13 protein-coding genes are annotated in these 21,442 nt (G+C 30.3%); 2 read left to right on the top strand and 11 right to left on the bottom strand.

All coding sequences use genetic code 11. The features are described from left to right. Nucleotides 1-34: 34 nt before the first annotated feature. The 9 genes from ACNI3D_RS10685 to ACNI3D_RS10725 all read right to left on the bottom strand — a co-directional run bounded on the left by ACNI3D_RS10685 (nt 35) and on the right by ACNI3D_RS10725 (nt 17,915). Nucleotides 35-1,702: a ShlB/FhaC/HecB family hemolysin secretion/activation protein gene (locus ACNI3D_RS10685; RefSeq protein WP_419766972.1), complete on the bottom strand. Its 1,668-nt coding sequence runs from the start codon at nt 1,700-1,702 to the stop codon at nt 35-37. Beyond that, on the bottom strand, nt 1,699-5,958 hold the full coding sequence (locus ACNI3D_RS10690) for a beta strand repeat-containing protein (protein WP_419766973.1): 4,260 nt from the start codon (nt 5,956-5,958) through the stop codon (nt 1,699-1,701). Before ACNI3D_RS10690 ends, ACNI3D_RS10685 begins: the two co-directional genes overlap by 4 nt. An 83-nt stretch (nt 5,959-6,041) precedes the next feature. Then, nucleotides 6,042-7,472: a TIGR03032 family protein gene (locus ACNI3D_RS10695; RefSeq protein ID WP_419766974.1), complete on the bottom strand. Its 1,431-nt coding sequence runs from the start codon at nt 7,470-7,472 to the stop codon at nt 6,042-6,044. Then, entirely contained in the window at nt 7,469-8,077 is a 609-nt protein-coding gene (gene cysC, locus ACNI3D_RS10700) for an adenylyl-sulfate kinase (RefSeq protein ID WP_419768993.1), read from the bottom strand. The genes ACNI3D_RS10695 and cysC overlap by 4 nt, the downstream gene beginning before the upstream one ends. Nucleotides 8,078-8,120: 43 nt before the next feature. Then, the gene (locus ACNI3D_RS10705; RefSeq protein ID WP_419766975.1) at nt 8,121-8,948 is read right to left on the bottom strand and encodes an alpha/beta hydrolase family protein; all 828 of its coding nucleotides are present in this window, start codon (nt 8,946-8,948) and stop codon (nt 8,121-8,123) included. A 24-nt stretch (nt 8,949-8,972) separates the two neighbouring features. Further along, nucleotides 8,973-11,360: an autotransporter family protein gene (locus tag ACNI3D_RS10710; protein ID WP_419766976.1), complete on the bottom strand. Its 2,388-nt coding sequence runs from the start codon at nt 11,358-11,360 to the stop codon at nt 8,973-8,975. A 100-nt stretch (nt 11,361-11,460) separates the two neighbouring features. Further along, complete coding sequence (locus ACNI3D_RS10715) at nt 11,461-14,523, bottom strand: two-partner secretion domain-containing protein (RefSeq protein WP_419766977.1); 3,063 nt, start codon at nt 14,521-14,523, stop codon at nt 11,461-11,463. Between the two features lie 136 nt (nt 14,524-14,659). After that, nucleotides 14,660-15,973 carry a hypothetical protein gene (locus ACNI3D_RS10720; RefSeq protein WP_419766978.1) on the bottom strand — a complete coding sequence of 438 codons (1,314 nt, stop codon included), beginning with the start codon at nt 15,971-15,973 and terminating at the stop codon, nt 14,660-14,662. Nucleotides 15,974-16,034: 61 nt separating this feature from the next. Next, nucleotides 16,035-17,915 (bottom strand): 7TM diverse intracellular signaling domain-containing protein, encoded by a 1,881-nt coding sequence (locus ACNI3D_RS10725; protein WP_419766979.1) that lies wholly within the window; start codon nt 17,913-17,915, stop codon nt 16,035-16,037. Nucleotides 17,916-18,005: 90 nt separating this feature from the next. Here ACNI3D_RS10725 and ACNI3D_RS10730 point away from each other — a divergent pair, with 90 nt between their 5' ends. Further along, nucleotides 18,006-18,692 carry a response regulator gene (locus ACNI3D_RS10730; RefSeq protein ID WP_419766980.1) on the top strand — a complete coding sequence of 229 codons (687 nt, stop codon included), beginning with the start codon at nt 18,006-18,008 and terminating at the stop codon, nt 18,690-18,692. Between the two features lie 12 nt (nt 18,693-18,704). On the opposite strand, the gene ACNI3D_RS10735 is transcribed toward ACNI3D_RS10730, so the two are convergent. Both ACNI3D_RS10735 and ACNI3D_RS10740 read right to left on the bottom strand, forming a co-directional pair. Beyond that, nucleotides 18,705-19,565: a nucleotidyl transferase AbiEii/AbiGii toxin family protein gene (locus ACNI3D_RS10735; RefSeq protein ID WP_419766981.1), complete on the bottom strand. Its 861-nt coding sequence runs from the start codon at nt 19,563-19,565 to the stop codon at nt 18,705-18,707. Continuing rightward, a complete protein-coding gene (locus tag ACNI3D_RS10740) occupies nt 19,558-19,971 on the bottom strand; it encodes a hypothetical protein (protein WP_419766982.1) in 414 nt (137 codons plus the stop codon). The genes ACNI3D_RS10735 and ACNI3D_RS10740 overlap by 8 nt, the downstream gene beginning before the upstream one ends. A gap of 281 nt (nt 19,972-20,252) precedes the next feature. Here ACNI3D_RS10740 and ACNI3D_RS10745 point away from each other — a divergent pair, with 281 nt between their 5' ends. Further along, a complete protein-coding gene (locus tag ACNI3D_RS10745; RefSeq protein ID WP_419766983.1) occupies nt 20,253-21,437 on the top strand; it encodes a tyrosine-type recombinase/integrase in 1,185 nt (394 codons plus the stop codon). The last annotated feature ends 5 nt before the right edge of the window (nt 21,438-21,442 follow it).

The raw sequence follows: 21,442 nt of genomic DNA on the forward strand, positions 1-21,442 counted from the left end.
CATCATCAAAGATGATTTAACCCATAAAAATAAATTAAAATGTCATACCAAGTTGTAACATAAATCTAGTACTATAATCATCTCTACTAGTAACTTTAGCAGCTCCAAGCTTATGTGATAAGTTAGTATTCATAAAAAATCTTTTATAAAAAGCACTATAACTTAGTCCAATATCTTGCAAAGTTCTACTTTTCTCATTTGTAATATTTCTACTCATATATACTCTTCCCACATCGTAAAAGATACCAATTTTTGAATTTAGATTTTGAAATGTTGGTAAAGTATAAGTTAACTCTGTACTATAAATATATCCATTTTCAGCACTCTCTTCTCCTGAAGGATATACCTTTACCCCATTGATACCACCTAAACTCAAATCTTCACTTCCATCTAGATTTTTATTTCCAAGAGCATATTGAAGTTGAAGTTTATTTTTCCAATTTATTTTCTCATTAAGTAAAGTATTGTTTTCTAATTCAATATTTATTTTTGAGAATCCTCCATTTGTATTTGCTCCTGCTTCATCATCTGCTTTATCAACTGAATTATTAAAATTCAATCTACCAAGACTAAGAGAAGTATCTATTTTTGTTTGTGAATATTTACCAAAAATAAGATGGTTTTTTGAATAATCAACTCCAACTTTAGAAACTACTGTATTCTTTTTTACATTTGATGAAGTAGCTCTAATCTCATCATTCATTTTATTATATGATGTTCTTAAGTATGTATTTAAATTCTCACCGTTTGAGCGAATAACTGGATAAGTAAATAAAGCTACAAAACTATCAGCACTTCCTAAAGCATCAAGATTTTCATATTTATCTCCTAACTCATAAGTAGTTTTAGAGTAACTTACTTCTCCCCTCAATCCATTTTCATATATGGGAAATCCATACCCTACTCTTCCATTTAATAAACCCATATTTTCAGAACTCAAAGCAGACAAAGAGATTTTATCTCCTATTTTAAAAGGGGAGTTGATATCAACTCCTGCCATAACTCTATGTTTACCTGTATAATCTGAACCATAATTATCCCCAATAACATAACCATTATATGGTTCAGTCGATTGTGTTCCTATTATAAAGTCACTAGAACCAACCTCTTTTCCTGCAGCAATTTTTGTACTACTTACTTTTACCCCAGGAGTATCATTGATTAAAAGCAATGCTCTTTGTAAGTCTTTTATAGCTATTGCTTCTTTGTTTTTTGCAGTATCAAGTTTGGCTTGTAAGATAGAATCTTTGACTAAGGAACTGTTTTCTAGTTTAAACTCTCCATAGCTCCCTTCGATAATTGCTATTTTAAGTACTCCATCTTGTGCTTGTAAATCTTGAGTAGGTATATAAGCTCTTGCTACAAAATACCCCTCATCTCTATATGCTTTTGTAATAAGAGTAACTATCTCTTGTATCTCTTTAAAACTTAACTCTTTTGATTCATAAGGCTTTAAAATAGTTTGTAGCTTTTTGGTACCGATTTGAGTATTTCCGCTCAATGAAAAACTTTTAATAAATACTTTTCTACCATCTTCAAAACTTTTCTTATACTCATCACTCTCTTGTTGTAAAGGAGGTAAAACCTCTTTTTTCTTTTCTACCTTTGGAGGTTTTACTTCCTTTAAAACATCACCGATATTTGGTATAGGTGCTGAATACAGACTTAATGTTGTTGCTAATAGTATTGATGTTTTTTTCATATTGTATTTTCCTCTTCTTCACTTTCTTGATTTAAGTTAAATTGTTGTTTACTTCCATAAGGAAGATTTATCCCACCATTTAATACTTGCATCACAATTCCAGGAATAAGAGCAAGTTCATTAGTATCTAGTTGTTGTAAGATTGTTTTTATATCTATTCCACTTTTTAGTAAAGTATCTATATCTTTATTTGTTAATACTGTTTTATTAGCAATTGGGGTGATAACTGTACTTAAATCAGGTGTTGTAGTTGTTTCAACAGGAATATTTCCAATTTGAACACTATTATTAGCTGAATATGCTAACAAAGAAGGAAGTTCATAGTTACTAGCTAGTCCACCGTTTGTTCCATCTTGTAAAGTTATCTCTTTTATAAAGTTATCTGCTATTGGATTACTTGAATTAGCTTTTGCTTGTGTATACTCTAATGTCTCAGCTCCTACAAGATTTCCAAAGTTTACAAAGCCTGTGAGGTTATCTGTTCCATCATAATCTTTTTTTGCTTCTAAGGTTAAGGCTCTTTTATTGATATCTAAACTACCATCTACAAAAGTGATGTTGTAGTTTTCATCTGTACCACTTAGGTTTGTATTATAAGTTCCTGCATTTTTACCACTTACACTATCTCCTGTAACTCCATCAAGTACAGCAACAGTTTCTCCACTTACTAAACCATTTGCAGTAAATCCACTTGTATTTTGTACAGTTCCATTATAAGTAGTTGTATTTGAGTTTGCAGTGACTGTGATATCTTTTTTATTTGTAGTTAAAGTTCCTGTATCATAGTTTATAATATACCCTTGTTGAGAAGAGTATAAACCATCTACATTTATTGTAGCTGTTCCTGCATTTTTTAAACCAGTACCACTATAAGACAAAGTACCATTTACTAAAGAGTTATCGTAAGTTGGATTTGAGTAAGTTACACCTGCGATTCCATTATAAGTTGTACCATCATAAGTTCTTGTAGCATCATTTGCTTTTACAGTAATTTCTGTCATAAATGCTCTTAAAAGTGGTCTTGTATGACCTTCATAGATTATCCAATCGTTTGTAAAATCAAAGCCTGTGTAAGTATCTTTACTAAAAGCATTTACTGTGTTGGTTGAGCTGTAGATTCCTGTAGTACCTGTGGTAGCTCCATCTCCAACTCCATTTGTTTGACCTGTGGTGTCTCTATCCCAGTATGAGTTTGTAATTGAAGCAGTAGAAGTTAAAATTCCAACTACTCCTCCTACTCTTGAAACACCTGTTATAGCTCCACTTGCATAAGAGTTACTTATCGTTCTATATCCATCGTAGGTACCGACTAAACCACCAACATTATTATTTCCAGTAACATCTCCTGAAGAGTAGGAGTTATTTATTGTGGTACTAGATACAGAACCAACTAAACCACCAACATTATTATTTCCAGTAACATCTCCTGAAAAGTAGGAGTTATTTATTTGTCCTTTGTCAGCATAACCAACTAAACCACCAACATTATTATTTCCAGTAACATCTCCTGAAAAGTAGGAGTTATTTATTGTGGAAGTATCTCTCTGTTGTCCAACTAAACCACCTATATAATTTCCACTTCCAAATACAGAAGCTGTTGAGTAAGAGTTACTTATAGAGATAGAAGATGCCGACCCCATTAATCCTCCAACACTATTATTTCCATTTATAGTACCTGTAGTATATGAATTACTTATGGAAAAAATAGTACCGTCATTAGCTTTACCCAATAATCCACCTACACCATCATTTCCAGTAATATCCACAGAAGTATAGGAGTTTGTTATAAAATTATTATTATATCCATATCCAATTAACCCCCCAACATTATCATGTCCATTTATAGTACCTGTGACATAGGAATTGTTAATTGTTAAACCAAGTGCATCTCCTACTAGTCCTCCAACATAATTCTTCCCAGTAATATCTACATTAGTAAGTCCTAAATTGGAGATACTTTTTGAAGACCAATTCTGCCCAAATAACCCTACATAATTTTCATTACCTCTATTGATATAAAGACCATCTATAACATAACCTTTACCATCAAAGCTTCCTTGAAAGAATGTAGCACTATCTCCTATAGAATCAAACCCTTTAGAGCTCCACATATCGCCTGTGTATTTTATATTATTTGCTAGAACATAATCAGCTGTTAAATCCATAGCCATAAGTTGGAGTTGGTGGTCATTTGTGATAGTAGTAGAGTATTCACTTCTTAAAAAAGGTCTTGTCTCTCCCTCAATCATAAACCAAGTGTTTGTAAAATCAAAGCCTGCATAAGTTGCTTCATCAAAAGCATTTTTCGTATTTGTTGAGCTGTAGATTCCTGTAGCCCCAGCTGAACTTCCAAGTCCTACTCCACTTGTTTGTTCTGTGGTGTCTATATCCCAGTATGAATTTGTGATGGTTGAAGATTCATAGTCTCCAACTAATCCTCCAACATTGTTATTTCCACTTACCTTTCCTGTAGCATATGAGTTTGTAATTGACGAATTAGTATTATTATCCCCTCCAACTAATCCTCCAACATTAAAATTTCCACTTACAGCTCCTGTTGCATATGAGTTTGTAATGGTAGAAGATTCATGTACTCCAACTAATCCTCCAACAAAAGTATCTCCACTTACCTTTCCTGTAACATATGAGTTTGTGATGGTAGAAGATTCATTCCATCCAACTAATCCTCCAACACCATACTTCCCTGTAATATCCACATTGGTAAGTCCTACATTTGATATAGTTGCTGCATTAATTGTTATACCAAACAACCCTACATAATTTTCACCACCTCTATTGATATAAAGACCATCAATGATATAGCCTTTACCATCAAAGACTCCTGTAAATCTTGTATCTATATTATATGTAGAGTTATCTCCTATTTGTTTAAATCCAGCTCCACTATTCCAAGTAGTAGTATCACTTGCATCTATGTTTGAACCTAATTCATATCTACCATTTAAAGCTTGAGTTATCCATTGGAGTTGATTGATATTATTTATGATTACTTTTCCCGTAGTTGGGTCAAACTTTATTGCTGCATTTCTATTAACTGCATTAAAGTAAACTCCACCATTAGTGTTGTTAGTATTTTCAATAATAGCATTTACATATATCTCATTACCTGCAGTTAAAGTAAGCTTTGTAGCTTCACCCCAAGTGATATCTTCATTTACAGTAATATCATTATCGGCTTTTAGTTCTATATCTGTTGTAGCTAAGTTAGACTCTATAGCAGTTGCACTTACACTAGCTCCTGTTATATCACTTCCACCTGTTGATTCTATAACAATATCTGTAGGATCTAGTAGCCATTTAGAAGCTTCTACTAAAGTTGTAGAAGCTACACTTAGCTCTTTTCCTGAAGTCTCTACAAACCCACCTTTAGCTTTTATAGTTCCAGCTATATTTGCAGTTCCTCCATGGGCATATAGTTCCACATGTCCGTTTATTCCATCTAGTGAGTTTGCTTCTATGATCCCTGTATTATTTACTACACCTCTTAGTAGTTCATCTACTGCATGAGTAGTAAGATATACTTCTCCACCATCTGCAAGAATAGTTCCTGAATTTTCTACTAAGGCATCTAAAGTTCCTTTATCTATAGATAAGTCTATTAAAGAGTTACCATTTAGATTTATTGTATATTCATCAGCTGATGTGAGTTGTACTCTTCCTTTTACTGCTTCTATAGTTCCACTATTTTTAGCTTCATTAGAAGCAAAGATTACATAACCATTATTTTTAACTTTTATAGTACCTTGGTTGATAACAGATTCTATAGAACCTCCTGTAAAACTATAGTTACCTTTTTGAAAGTTAGTATCTGAGATATCTTTAGTTGTAGCTAAAAGTCCACTTGTATTGATACTTGCATTTTTACCAAAGAGTACACCATTTGAGTTTAATATCCAAACTTGACCATTGGCATTAAGTGCACCATCTATAATACTTCTTTCATTTCCTATTACTCTATTGAGAGTTATACTATTTACATTTGGTTGATTGAAGTTTACTGTTTCATGGGAAGCTATATTAAACTTATTCCAATTTATACTAGCTTTGGAGGTGGATTGATTTATATTTGTTGTATTTCCATTTTGAGAAATAGTAGCAGTTCCACTTGTTACAACTCCACCACTAGGAGCTGCAAAGCTTAGAGTTACACCTCCTAATAAAGCGCTTACTACTAAGCTTATCTTTCCACCTTTTAGGATTCTAAAACGGGAACTATAATTTACATTTGCTTTCATAATATTGTCCTTGTATAAAGAAAAGAGAACTCTTTTCTTTTTCTATATACAAGTATTATATTTAGCTATCGTTATATCCACCGTTACTTTTTTGATTTTTTTAAAATCTTCAAAGAGTTCTTTGCTTTTTCATTATCTGGATCAAGTTCAAGAATCTTTTTGAAGTTTTTTTCTGCTTTTTTTAAGTCACCTTTTTTATAATAAATAAAACCCAATGACTCATAGCTTTGTAAGATAGAAGCATCTTTATCTATCACCTCTTGCAAAATAGCTTCTGCTTCATCATATCTTTCTAAATCACCCAAACAAATAGCAAGATTAAAAGTAGCTGGGAGATAATCACTTTGCACAGCTAAGGCTTTTTTGAAGTGGATAATAGCTTCTTCCTTTTTATTTTCATTAAAAAAATCATTTCCTTTTTCAAAGTGAGGAGCTGCTTGTTCTAGTTTCGTTTCTGGCATCTTTATTTGCTCACAATCTTCAGGGGATATCATATAGTTTTCTTTTGATTGTTCACTATCAAAATTTAACATCTCTACTTTTTTATGTGGAAGAACTGTTATAGCAAATACTTCATCAAGTCCACTTGTAAACTCTACAAATGAGATGATTTGTCCTGTTTTTATATTGACTATCCATACTCCACTGACTCTTTTAGGAAGTTTTGTGATTTCAAGCCCTGAAAAGGTTGCACTTTCTCTCACCTTTGAAACTCCAATAAATGCAAAATCTCCCACTATATCAAGACCTCTTGTAAAGCCTGGAACTTTTGCTATTTCAATTACTTTTTTCTTTTTAAAATCAAAATAACTAATAGTACCTTTTCCTGATTCTAGTAAATAAAGTTTTTTATTGTACCATCTAGGAGAGTGAGGCATAGATAATCCCTCATAAAGTATCTTATTTGTTTTTATATCTATAAGTAATCCACCATTTGCTTTATTTGCTCTCCATCCAAGTGGTTCATCTGTTTTCCCTAAAGCTGTAACATATCGAGGTTCCCCATCTCTTGTACAAAAACCATTTAAGTGGCATTTATCAACAGGTTGTAAAAGTGAGATGAAAGCTGGTTTCCAAATAGGTTTAAAGCTATTATCAGGTTCTTTGATACAAAGGCAAGAAAATTTTGTATTGATAAAATATAATTCATCTTTACAATACTCCATCTCATGAATATCTATATCTCCCGTAAAGTGGATATTTTGTGGCATATAGCACGCATCAAAATTACCTTCAATATTTTGTGCAACACCTGTGTAGTTGCTAAACTGATATATTCCATGCCCTAAACCAGCAAAGAGCTTTCCATCTTTTTTACACATCCCCATAGGTCTTGGAAACTCTTTATATCGTATATCAAATTGGTCATTTTCTTGACCTATTATCATTATTTTATTTGTTTGATAAGTTGAAAGTAAAATAGTTGTGTTAGTTTCTTTAAAAAATTTTACAATATTTTGTGAATAGGTAAAGTCTATTTTTTGTTGCATATTCTGTTTATCATTGTTATTCATTCTTTTAAATCCTTTAAATAATTGAATCTTTTTAAATAGTTAATCACTTCTTCACTGGCTTGTTCTATTGTTAACTCATTAGTTTTTAAGTGTATCTCTGAATTTATAGGTACTTCATAAGGACTATCTATCCCAGTAAAATCTTTAATCTTTCCCTCTTTAACTTTTTTATATAATCCCTTAGGATCCCTTTGTTCACATATTTCTAGTGAAGTATCTATAAAAATTTCTATAAATTCATCTTCTTTCACCAACTTTCTTGCCAATTCTCTATCTCTTTGAAAAGGAGAAATAAATGCAGTAAGTACAATACTTCCACTATCAACAAAAAGTTTTGCAACTTCACTTATTCTTCTAATATTTTCCGTTCTGTCTTTTTTACTAAAGCCTAAATCTCTATTTAATCCATGTCTTATATTATCACCATCAAGAAGATATGTTTTTATACCCATTTTATAAAGCTTTACTTCAAGTACATTTGCAATTGTAGATTTACCACTTCCACTAAGTCCAGTAAACCACAATATACATGGCTTTTGAGAAAGTTGTTCAACTCTATCTTCTTTTGTAATATGACTATCGTACCAGATTATATTATTTGTCATTAATTCTGATTCAAGTTGTTTTAAAGGTTTTATTTTTTGTTCACTATTTTTCAAGAATACTATCCTTTAAAAATTCCTTATATGATTTTTCCCAACCTTTTGAATGGCTTGCATCATAAATTTTATATTTTATATTTGTTTTATTATGAAATTTACTTTTATATGAGAAAAAAATCTCTTTAGGGATTATCCTATCATTTTTTCCTATGAGATGATACTGCTTTATATTCTCAAGTTTTGAAGTATAATCAATGGGATTTAATGAACCATTAAGTGGATAAATATTATGAATATCCACCCATTTTGTAGGATTTAAATTCCCAGCTATTGTGATAAGTTTATTTATATCATCTCGTTTTGTAGCTATAAGTGTAACTATAGCTCCGCCACCAGAATATCCAATAAGTGTAAAAGAAGTATTATCATATTTTAATTTGACATTATTAAGTACTTCATCATAACTTTGTATTACTATGTTACTAAACCTATGACTTGTCCAGTATTTATTATCACAATTTTTTTTACTAAGATATTGGCAAGGACGAGCAAGATATATTTTGCAAGAAGAATTATCCATATTCATCAGTTTTAGTCCAAGAGGATTTATAGGTGTTGGATTTTTAGAAATTCTATTTCTACTTATCCAAGCTAAGCCATCCCCTTCTATGTAGACTTTTATATTTTTGCACTCTTTAATATTTGTTTGTAATGAAAAAATATCAAATTCTTTTGTATTATATATTTTTTCTTTCAGATTATATTTATTTCCAAGAGATAAAGCAGTTGCTTTTCTCTCTTGAGGTGTTGGTACATTTTGTGAGCAACCTACGATAAAAAAAGTTAAAAAAAATAGATATGTAAAAAGTTTCATAATATATTATAGTCTAAATCCATTTTAAAACTTCAATACATACTTTGCTGAAAAGGTATTGTTTGTAAAATCACTTCCTTGACCTTGCCGATTGTAAGAAAAGTTAATATTTGAAGTGTCATTGATATCCATTTCATATCCAACTCCTAAGTCATAAGACCATCTTCCATTATCTATTCCTGTTGTATCAAAGCTTACTCCTGTTGCACCTTGATAAGATGCTGTTACACTTTGTTGTCTATCATGTAAATTATATCCAATATTTACACTTCCAACTATTCTTGAATCATTATTAAGTTTATAATTTGCAAGAGTTCCTACTCCTAAAAGTAGTTCAGTAGAGGTAAACTTTTTAATAGCAAGATTTAAAGCACCTGCTCCTGTTTCACTATATGATGGATTTGTAAAGTGTCTATAAGTTGTGCTTATCATTGGTTGTAAAAGCAAGTCATCATTGATTTTATAATCTCTTACTAGTTTTAAATCTAGTGATGCTGTTTTTGATGTATATTTAGATCTTGCAGTATCTCCTGTAAAAATACTTCTCTCACCATTCGTTTTTTGCCAAGAATAACCCACTTGATAAAGAAGATTTGTTTTTTCATCTAGTACAGGTACATTTCCATATACCAGTGTTGTAAATACATCTAAATCAGATTTTTGAGAAACATTATTCACATCGACATTAGCATTAGTATAAAAAAATCCAAATCCAAGTGTTTGGTTTGGTTTATATTCTCCATCTATACCCACACCTATACCATGTGCTTTTAAATCAAATCCATTTAATCCATCTTTATCATTTTGAGAACCAAATGACCCAAATGGTTTTATCCAAACAGATTTTTGGCTAAACATTTCATCCCCTGAATTTAATCCACCCATAGTGATATTTTGCCTTTGGTCTACGATACCTGTTATTGTATTTGATATTTGTCCTACTGCACCTACGGTTGAACCTGCATTTTGTGGTGTAGTTGACTCTACTGCGTTGGCTACTTCTTTGTTTGTTGAAAGTTTATTAAGTGCTGTAAACACTTGTGACATTGCTGTATTTGTACCTGCATTTTGAATAGTTTGTAAGGCAGATGCTGCTGCTTTTGTTGTACTATTTCCTCCTCCTGTTGATGTTGCATTAAGAAGTGTTGTTCCTTCAACTACATTTAAATCTAGCGTTTCTCCATCTTTTACATATTCAAAATTTAAAAGAGCTGAATTATCTGTAACATTTAGTGTACCATCTAGTGTTAAACTATTGGATGCAGTTACAATATCATCAAGCTTTTGTCCTATCAATAGTTCACTATTTGTAGAAGAACTCAATACATTGACATCTATTGTACTTCCATCTTCAAAGGTTGCATCGTCTGTAGTTAACTGAGAATAAGTTGTTGTTGAACCATCTGTGAAAAGACCTATTTGTAGTTTTCCTGTTTGTGTTTGAGTAAAGTCACTTATCTTAGCACTGTCAGTTCCTGTTGCATTATATGGCAAAGAGATAAGACCTTTATTTGTAAACTTTAGACCTTCTATTTGTATATTTCCATAGAGTTTTCCACTAGTATCATTAAGAGCAGTTGATGTAGAAGTACTATCGAATAAAGATAAAGAATATGCGTTAGCATCTGCTTTACCGTTTATTGTTGCCATGATGGTTCCAGAATTTATGATAGAACTTTCATATTTACTATCACTTTCAATACCAACATTCCTACTAGAAGTATCGACTGTTATACTTCCAGTATTTTCGATGCTACCATGATAGTTATTCGTATTATAAATACCTGCTGCATATGTACCAGTTGCCGTGATAGTTCCAGAATTTACGATGTTACCATAATAGTTATCCATATTAGAAATACCTGATGCATATTTACCAGTTGCCGTGATAGTTCCAGAATTTACGATGCTACCATAATTGTTATCCATATTAAAAATACCTGATGCATGTTTACCAGTTGCCGTGATAGTTCCAGAATTTTCGATGGTATCACTATTCTCATTAGTGTAAATACCCATAGCATCTCCATTTCTTGATTTAGAGGTAATTCGTCCAGAGTTTAAGATATTACCTTCATTTAATCCATCTACCTGAATAGCTGTAACATTAAGGTCTCTTTCTATCTCTATTATTCCTGCATTAGATATAAAGTGTTCTTCATTTATCTGCCCGCTATCATTTGCTATAACTGCAAACTCTGTGTCATCTACAATTGTAATAGACCCAGTGGAGGTTATATCTATATCTGTAGTTGATAAGTCATGCGACTGTGTTGTTGTAACAGCAGTAGATATTGTTGCAGCATCACTTAGGCTAATTACACTCCCTAACAATAAAGCACTTACTACTAGGCTTACTTTTCCACCTTTTAAAATTCTAAATCTTGATTTATAATCAATACTATTTTTCATAACTCTTCCTTAAATACGGAGAAGATATCTTCTCCTTTTTCTTTTATTCAAGTATTATATTTAGCTTGCGTTACTTTCACTGTTACTTTTTTATATAAAATTAACTTTCTTTCTTTTTATCATTATCATCATTGTTATTATTCTCTAAATTAAACTCTTGTTTACTTCCATAAGGAAGATTTATCCCACCATTTAGTACTTTCATTACAATTCCGGGGATAAGGGCAAGTTCATTAGTATCTAGTTGTTGTAAGATTGTTTTTATATCTATTCCACTTTTGAGTAAAGTATCTATATCTTTATTTGTTAGTACTGTTTTATTTACTATAGTTGAAACTATCGTACTTAAATCAGGTGTTGTTTGAACAACAGGGATATCACCAATTTGAACACTATTATTAGCTGAATATGCTAAAAGTGATGGAAGTTCATAGTTACTAGCTAGTCCACCATTTTCTCCATCTTGTAAAGTTATCTCTTTTATAAAGTTATCTGCTATTGGATTACTTGAATTAGCTTTTGCTTGTGTATATTCTAATGTCTCAGCTCCTACAAGATTTCCAAAGTTTACAAAGCCTGTTAGGTCATCTGTTCCATCATAATCTTTTTTTGCTTCTAAGGTTAAGGCTCTTTTATTGATATCTAAACTTCCATCTACAAAAGTTAAATTGTAGTTTTCATCTGTACCACTTAGGTTTGTATTATATGTACCTGCATTTTTACCACTTACACTATCTCCTGTAACTCCATCAAGTACAGCAACAGTTTCTCCACCTACTAAACCACTTGCAGTAAATCCACTAGTATTTTGTACAGTTCCATTATAAGTGGTAGTATTTGAGTTTGCAGTTACTGTGATATCTTTTTTATTTGTAGTTAAAGTACCTGTATCATAGTTTATGATATAGCCTTGTTGAGAAGAGTATAAACCATCTACATTTATTGTAGCTGTTCCTGCATTTTTCAAATCACCTGTTGTTGTAAAATTAGGAGTACCTAAAACAAGTGAGGTATCAACCTCTTTTGAATAGTTTAACTTATCAAAAGAAGGAGTATATACCTCGCCATTATAATCTCTTGTAGCACCTGCATTTACAGTCACTTCTGTCATAAAAGCTCTTAAAAGTGGTCTTGTATGACCTTCATAGATTATCCAATCATTTGTAAAATCAAAGCCTGCATAAGTTGCTTCATCGAAAGCATTTTTCGTATTTGTTGAGCTATAGATTCCTGTAGCCCCAGCTGAACTTCCATATCCCACTCCGCTTGTTTGTCCTGTGGTATCTATATCCCAGTATGAGTTTGTGATGGTTGAAGTATCATTGTATCCAACTAATCCCCCAACTTTATCATTTCCACTTACAGCTCCTGTAGCATAAGAGTTTGTGATGGTAGAAGAATCATCCCCTCCAACCAATCCCCCAACAAAAGAATTTCCACTTATATATGCTGTAGCATAAGAGTTTGTGATGATTGAGGCATAATTTATTCCAACTAATCCTCCAACTCTAGTATCTGCACTTACCTTTCCTGTAACATATGAGTTTGTGATGGTAGAAGATTCATTCCATCCAACTAATCCTCCAACATAATCCCTTCCTGTAATATCTACATTAATAAGTCCTACATTTGATATTGTTCCTTTATTAGCTCCATAAGCTCCCGTATAACCAAATAATCCTACATAATCTTCACTACCTCTATTGATAAACAAGCCATCTATAACATAACCTTTACCGTCAAAGATTCCTGTAAATCTTGTATCTATATTACCTGTAGAGTTATCTCCTATTTGTTTAAATCCAGCTCCACTATTCCAAGTAGTAGTATCACTTGCATCTATGTTTGAACCTAATTCATATCTACCATTTAAAGCTTGAGTTATCCATTGGAGTTGATTGATATTATTTATGATTACTTTTCCCGTAGTTGGGTCAAACTTTATTGCTGCATTTCTATTAACTGCATTAAAGTAAACTCCACCATTAGTGTTGTTAGTATTTTCAATAATAGCATTTACATATATCTCATTACCTGCAGTTAAAGTAAGCTTTGTAGCTTCACCCCAAGTGATATCTTCATTTACAGTAATATCATTATCGGCTTTTAGTTCTATATCTGTTGTAGCTAAGTTAGACTCTATAGCAGTTGCACTTACACTAGCTCCTGTTATATCACTTCCACCTGTTGATTCTATAACAATATCTGTAGGATCTAGTAGCCATTTAGAAGCTTCTACTAAAGTTGTAGAAGCTACACTTAGCTCTTTTCCTGAAGTCTCTACAAACCCACCTTTAGCTTTTATAGTTCCAGCTATATTTGCAGTTCCTCCATGGGCATATAGTTCCACATGTCCGTTTATTCCATCTAGTGAGTTTGCTTCTATGATCCCTGTATTATTTACTACACCTCTTAGTAGTTCATCTACTGCATGAGTAGTAAGATATACTTCTCCACCATCTGCAAGAATAGTTCCTGAATTTTCTACTAAGGCATCTAAAGTTCCTTTATCTATAGATAAGTCTATTAAAGAGTTACCATTTAGATTTATTGTATATTCATCAGCTGATGTGAGTTGTACTCTTCCTTTTACTGCTTCTATAGTTCCACTATTTTTAGCTTCATTAGAAGCAAAGATTACATAACCATTATTTTTAACTTTTATAGTACCTTGGTTGATAACAGATTCTATAGAACCTCCTGTAAAACTATAGTTACCTTTTTGAAAGTTAGTATCTGAGATATCTTTAGTTGTAGCTAAAAGTCCACTTGTATTGATACTTGCATTTTTACCAAAGAGTACACCATTTGAGTTTAATATCCAAACTTGACCATTGGCATTAAGTGCACCATCTATAATACTTCTTTCATTTCCTATTACTCTATTGAGAGTTATACTATTTACATTTGGTTGATTGAAGTTTACTGTTTCATGGGAAGCTATATTAAACTTATTCCAATTTATACTAGCTTTGGAGGTGGATTGATTTATATTTGTTGTATTTCCATTTTGAGAAATAGTAGCAGTTCCACTTGTTACAACTCCACCACTAGGAGCTGCAAAGCTTAGAGTTACACCTCCTAATAAAGCGCTTACTACTAAGCTTATCTTTCCACCTTTTAGGATTCTAAAACGGGAACTATAATTTACATTTGCTTTCATAATATTGTCCTTGTATAAAGAAAAGAGAAATCTCTTCTTTTTTTATATACAAGTATTATATTTAGCTATCGTTATATTCACCGTTACTTTTTTATATAAAATTAACTTTTTTTCTTTTTATCATTATCATAAAAATCTATATTCCGAAATTCGTTATTGTAAGTCTATATACGGGACTATATTCTTTTCCATCAAAAACTTTATATTCTAAATATGCATCAGTGGTAAGCCCAGGAGGTGAACCTGCAGAGATTGAAAGGGTAGCGATGGTACCTGATATTGTAGATGTCTGTATTGAGGAACCCCAAGGGCTTCTTATCACTCCACTACCAACATAAATCACAGTTAAAGTATCTCCATCCACATCTTGAATATGTGAAGCTAAGTCTACAGATTTTGTAAATCCATTGCCTGGTATATTAACTGTAAAACTTTCTCCTGTAGGTTTTGTATTTGGAACGGATGTTTTTTCGGTATTTGTATTATTATCACGATTTAAACTCTTTTGAATTCGTTGGTTAAATTCACTTGATGCTAATTCTTGTGCTTTAAGAGTTCCTGTTCCTATTTGATTTTCAAAGAAATCTCTGTTACTCAAGGGCTCATTTTCTATGTCTTCATCATACACCAAACCATACGAGACTGAGTTTGAAGTATTAGCAGTTGCTTTAAATATAGGAGACCATTTTTGTGAGGCAAAGGCATATTTAACTCCCAGTATTACTCTATAATTATTCTCATCTACAACTTGTGCATCATCATATTGCACAGAAGTTCTGATATCTTCGATAGGATAATAAGCTGCTTCTACAATCATTCCAGAATAATTTTTATGATATAGATGTGAGTTTTGATAAGTACCCACAGCTTCAAGCGTTCCCCAATCTTTTTCATAATCCATCTCATATTGAGCCAAAGTTTCTACATACACAGTATTGGTATACCCATTTGCATCATATGCATTGCTTAGTTTATTTCCAAGATATCCTATTTCAATATTATAGTTTGAATCATCTCCATAACCAAGAGAAGTTCCTAGTGTATATTGTTTGATATCAATCAACTCAGAATTAAAAGGTATTTCTTTATTTAAATATCCCACTCCACCTTTTAAATAGAAGTTTTTTGGCAAGGCATATTTATAAACTCCATAAAGTTTATTATAATCATTTCCATACTCAATACCTGTTTTGATATTGTCATCTTTATACTCTATTCCCATTCCTGAGTAGGTTTTATCATCTAATCTTTCACCTGCTCCAAATATTCTTAACTCAGATGAGTTATCTTTAGTCTCTTTATTACTTTGACTAATAGTATTGAGTTCATTATTATTAGAATCTGCAAATATAAATGTTGTACTACATAAAAGTACACTAACTATTAAACTTATCCTCATATCTTTTTGTAAGATTTTTAAACGGGAACTATAATTTACATTTGCTTTCATAATATTGTCCTTGTATAAAGAAAAGAGAAATCTCTTCTTTTTTTATATACAAGTATTATATTTAGCTATCGTTATATTCACCGTTACTTTTTTGTATTTTATTTTTAAACCATAAAGAAATATGTGTTCCCTTATCAACTACTACTTGAAGGTTTCCTTCTAGTTGGTCAGTTGCAAGTGATTCTACCATCATCTCTCCAAAGTTTGCTTTTGTGTTAGCACCTTTTCCAATACCATTATCAGAAACTTCTAGTAAGGTTCCATTATCTACATTATTTAGTGAAATTTTTATGATTCCCCCACTTGAATCAAAAGCATGCTTTACAGCATTTGTAACTAACTCATTTACTATAAGACCACAATATATAGCCTCTTCTGTGTCTAAAAAAGAGTTTATATCAAGTTCAAATGTGATATTTTCTAGCTCGAAACTATCTTTTATATTTTGTAAAACTTTTTCAAAATACTCTTTTGCATCAATATTTACAAGATTTTTTTGATTGTAAAGCATCTGGTGTACGATACTCATAGCATGGATTTTTCTCTCTACATCGTAGAGTTTTTCTTGAATGAATTCATCATTGTTATCATTGAGTTTAAGTGCGTAGAGAGAAGTGATAAATTGCATGTTGTTTTTTACTCGATGATGTAGTTCTTTTAGCAGGAGTTCATTTTGTTTTAATTCGTTGTTTAACTCTTGAGTTCTTATGTTTACAATTTTTTCTAAACGGTTAGATTCATTTTGTTGTTGTATTAAAAGTGACTTGGTTAAATCGTTTTTTTTCATCTCTAATCTTTTGATACGATACGCTAATGATATAGCAAATAAAATAACCTCTGCCATAATAAGAGTTTCAAAGGTATAAGTAAATACATACTTTTCAGGAATTAGTCCCAAAAATTTGAAAAATAGTGATAACCAAGCTAAAAGAGCAAAACTCCAGCCCAATAAGAAAAATTTTGCTTGAGGATTTTTCTTATAAAGAGCATAAAATCCAATCCCAAGAAAATAGTATGGGGTAACAAACTGAAAAAGAATTACCTGTGGAACAGTAAAGATATCAAAGATTTGTAAAACATAATAAACAGGTATTATACAAATGATGGTTTTTAAAGATAAGTCAATTTTAGGATAAAGTTTTGTATTCAAAAAATATCGAATAAAAAGAGTCATAGTAAAGGAAACGAAAACATTTGCATAAAAAAGATTAAAATATAAACTTTTTTTGACAAATTCAATATCATCCATAGGAAAAAAATAAAGTCTTATATATATAGAAAATTCGCTTTGTAAAAGTGTAGCAATAAGATATAAAAAGTAATACAAATAGATTTTGTCTTTTGTAAATATGAATAAAAAGATATTATATAAAACAAGAGATAATATCCCACCAAAAAAGAGTGCCCAAATTACTTGTTTAGCTGTATCTTCTTTACTGAACTCTTTTGTTTCATGAAGTATTGGATTGAACCACAAAGAGAGTTTTTCATTTTTCACATGAAGATAGTAATTTTGTGTACTATTTGGCTCAATAGTTGTAGAAACATTAAGCTTAACTCTTCCATCAAATTTTCCAAGGCGATAAAATCCAGTGGTTTTTTTAGATACTATTTTTTGGTTTTTTATTTCATAAAGCTCAATTTCTTCTAAAAAGATATTTCCGAAACTAATTTTCTTTTCTATTGTTTTTGATGTAGGATTTTGAAGTTGAAATTTTATCCATACACCTTCAGGAGCTAAAATACAATAATCAACAACTTTTTTATTTGTTGTAATAAATTTATCATTTTTATTTAAAATAGTATTTATGGTTTCGTAATTGCCTATATCATGGTATATTTTGGAGTTGGGGAGAAGGTCTATATTATTTGGTGTATTGACCAAAATAGTTGCTTGTAAATTTATATATAAAAAAACTAATAAAATGATTGGATAACGCATAAGACTCTTTTTTTCAAAAGTTTAACATAAAAAAAGTAATGTTTTTACAATATAACGATAAATATAACGCAGAAGTGATAAAATACTTACATGAAAAAAATTAACATATTAATCATAGAAGATACAACTTTAACTGCACAAAAGATGAAAAGAACATTAGAATGGGCAGGATACCATGTAGTTGCTATTGCAAGTAGAAGTGAAAATGCTTTAGAGGCAATGTTTAAAGAGCATGTTGATATTATCATCGCAGATATCAATATCAAAGGTGAACTAAATGGTATCGAAACAACAAAGCTTATTCAAAAAAACTTCAATGTTCCAGTTATATTTTTAACATCATACCACGATGATACAACACTAACTGAAGCTTCTAGCGTCAACTTTACAGGATATATTGTAAAACCATATTTAGATGCCCATCTTCTTAGAGAAGTAAAACTAGCCTCTCTTCGTTTTGGACTGAATAATAAAATTGAAGCAATTAAACTTGATAATGAATATGTTTATGATGTACAAAATAAAGTTTTATTGAAAAATAATAAAGAGATAACTCTAACAAAAAAAGAAGAACAATTTTTATATATGCTAATACAAAATAAAAACAGTGTAATATCCAATGAATATGTTGATTTAACATTATGGCATGACAATGCAACTTATGATGAGAATAGAAGACAATTACTTTTTAGACTAAGAAAAAAAGTACCAGAGTTAGATATTCAAACTATTAAAGGTGTAGGTTATATTTTAAAAACAAATACCCCTGATATATAGTATAAATTTTAACTATGAATGAGTATATAACCTATAGTGATTATTCCACTCTTCGACAATAAACTCATTATCTTCTACCACATCAATATAGTCATTTTCAACTAAATCAAACTTTTGTGCTTTTGCTCTAATTCTTGTTTGATAAGAAAAGTTAAGAATAGTATTATACTCAAAAGTATTTTTCAATTCTTCTTGAAAAGAATCAATTTCAATTTTTAACCCATGCAAGTGTTTTATGTGTTCTCCAATCTCAATATCCCAGTCCAACCTATGACTTAAGGCATTAACAATATTCTCTTTTGAATATTCTATACCAATTGCATCTTTAAATTTTCTATTAATATCTTTAATAAGAGAAGATATATTTACTTCTTTTAAATCTCTTAAAATAAAATATAAATCAAAAAGGTCTTTAATAGTATCAGGACGGTCACATAAAGCTTTTAATTTGTACAACAAAAGATTATATAAATTTTCAGTTCTAAATAATTCTTCATTTTTAAAAGTAACATCTTTTACTCTAGAACAAGTAAAATTTAGTATTTCTATTTTAACTATTTCATCATTATCTTCAAAGTCATAAAACATTCTCCAAGATAATTCATCTTTAATCCATTTTATATCAATAAGTTTTGCATCTGGAAGTTTTGACATTAATTCTACAATTTCATTCTTTATTTCATCAAGTTCAACTTTATCACATAACTTTTCCATAAAGAAATCAAGGTCTTCTGAATGTCTGTAAGAAGCAGGTAATACAAACCTTTGAAGCCCTGTACCACCTGCAAGAAAGATTTTATTATTTAAAGGTTTTAATTGTTCAAGTATTTTATCTTGATTTTTAAATACTGAACTCCAATCATTTCTATGCATTGATTAATTTACCTATTATCTCTCTTTGCACAAGAGAAGGAAGATTCTCCTCTAATCGTTTCAAAATCTTTTGATTATTTTCTTTTATCCCTTTAACAATATCGCTAATAGTATAATTTGTACCCCAAAATACTGATTTTAATCTTTTCTCTTCATTTTTAGTTAAGAGATATTCTACATTATTAGGTTTTTCAAAATTCTTCCTCAAATCTTGAACAATATCTAAATCAAGTTTTCTTCGATAATTCATGTCTTTTAATATAACCATAGCATAAGGAGGAACATAATTTCTTTTTTTCCATCCAACAACAGTATCATAAGGAATTTTTGAATATTCAGAAAAATCTTTTTTTGAAATATGATTATTTATCAATATTTTTTCAAATATTATATTATTAACTTCCATGACTAACCTTTCTTTATTAAAATTCTATCATTTTTTAGAATATATGTCAAAATGACAACTATTTAAATTTTAGATACAATTCTTTTTTTATCATTATTACAGTATTTTCTCCTGACCAATTCTATATAATATGTGTTAAATATATACCTCTTGATATATTTTAATACACATACCACAACTTAACCTATTTAAAGGATTCTTTAAAAATATTTTTCATATACTTTGGTACATTTATATATAAAAAAGTGTACTTTAAAGTGTACTTATTAAAAGGTGTACCTTTGGAAAAATATATTAGAGTAAAATTAGCTAACTCAAATTGTACTGGTATTTCACTTGCAGTTGACACAAATGATAATGTTAAAGAGATAACATCAGTTATTGAAGCAAATAAATATATTAACGGTAATTATAAACTTCAACTAAGACTTAAAATAAATGGTAAAGCAAGTAAAAAAGTATTTTATTTCAATACAAAAGATATAGGATTTAAGAAATCAATTGATTTTGTATCTGCATCAAGAGAATCATTAAAGAAAAAACTTGCAACAAAAGGTACACTTAGAGAAAAATATACTGAAAATACAACAGAAACAAATACATTTTTAGAACAAGCAAAATTATATATAAAACAAAAGAGCATATCTCTACGAGAATCATCAATCCAAAATTATTCGACTAACCTATTAACTCATGCTAAAGAACTTCATAATAAGCCTTATAATTCAATTACAGTTCATGATGTACAAAAGCAAGTCAATAAATTAATTGGTAAAAGACAACCTGCAACAGTAAAACTTTTAGCATTAAATTTAAAAACATTTTTAAAACCATTAAATTTGGACTGGTCTTTATTGGAAATACCAGAAGTAGATAATAAAATTGATTATACCCTTACATTAGATGATACAAGAACAATAATAAAAGCAATGAGAAATTATAGTTTAGTAAATGCAGATGGAAACAAATATTATCAATTTCCTGAAATAAAAAACATTTTCTTATTTTTACTTACTGGTCGTAGAATTTCAGAAGTATTAAATTTAAAATATTCAGATTTAAATCTATCTGCAAATACATTTAAAATTCCTGCGGGAAGAGCAAAAGGTAAAAAAGAGTTAGTATTTGAATTAGATGATACATTATTAAATGCAATCAAAGAACAAGCAACACTAAATCATATTGAATTAAATGATACTCTTGATATTAAAATTTTCAACTATACAAAAGAAACTCCAAGATGGCACTTTCAAAGACTATTAAATACACTTGGAAAACCAAGACTTAGATTACATGATATAAGACATATGTTAGCCACTACCCTACTTCAAAATGAAGTAGCAGTTGCAGATGTAAGTAGAATGTTGGGTCATAGTTCAATTATCGTTACAGAACAAAGGTATGTTACTAAATCTAAAGAGCAGGCTTCACGGGCAATTAAAGCTTTGGATAAACTTATTAATTAATATGA

Source organism: Arcobacter siniprincipis (SeqCode) (genome assembly GCF_048571125.1).
GTDB lineage: Bacteria > Campylobacterota > Campylobacteria > Campylobacterales > Arcobacteraceae > Arcobacter > Arcobacter siniprincipis.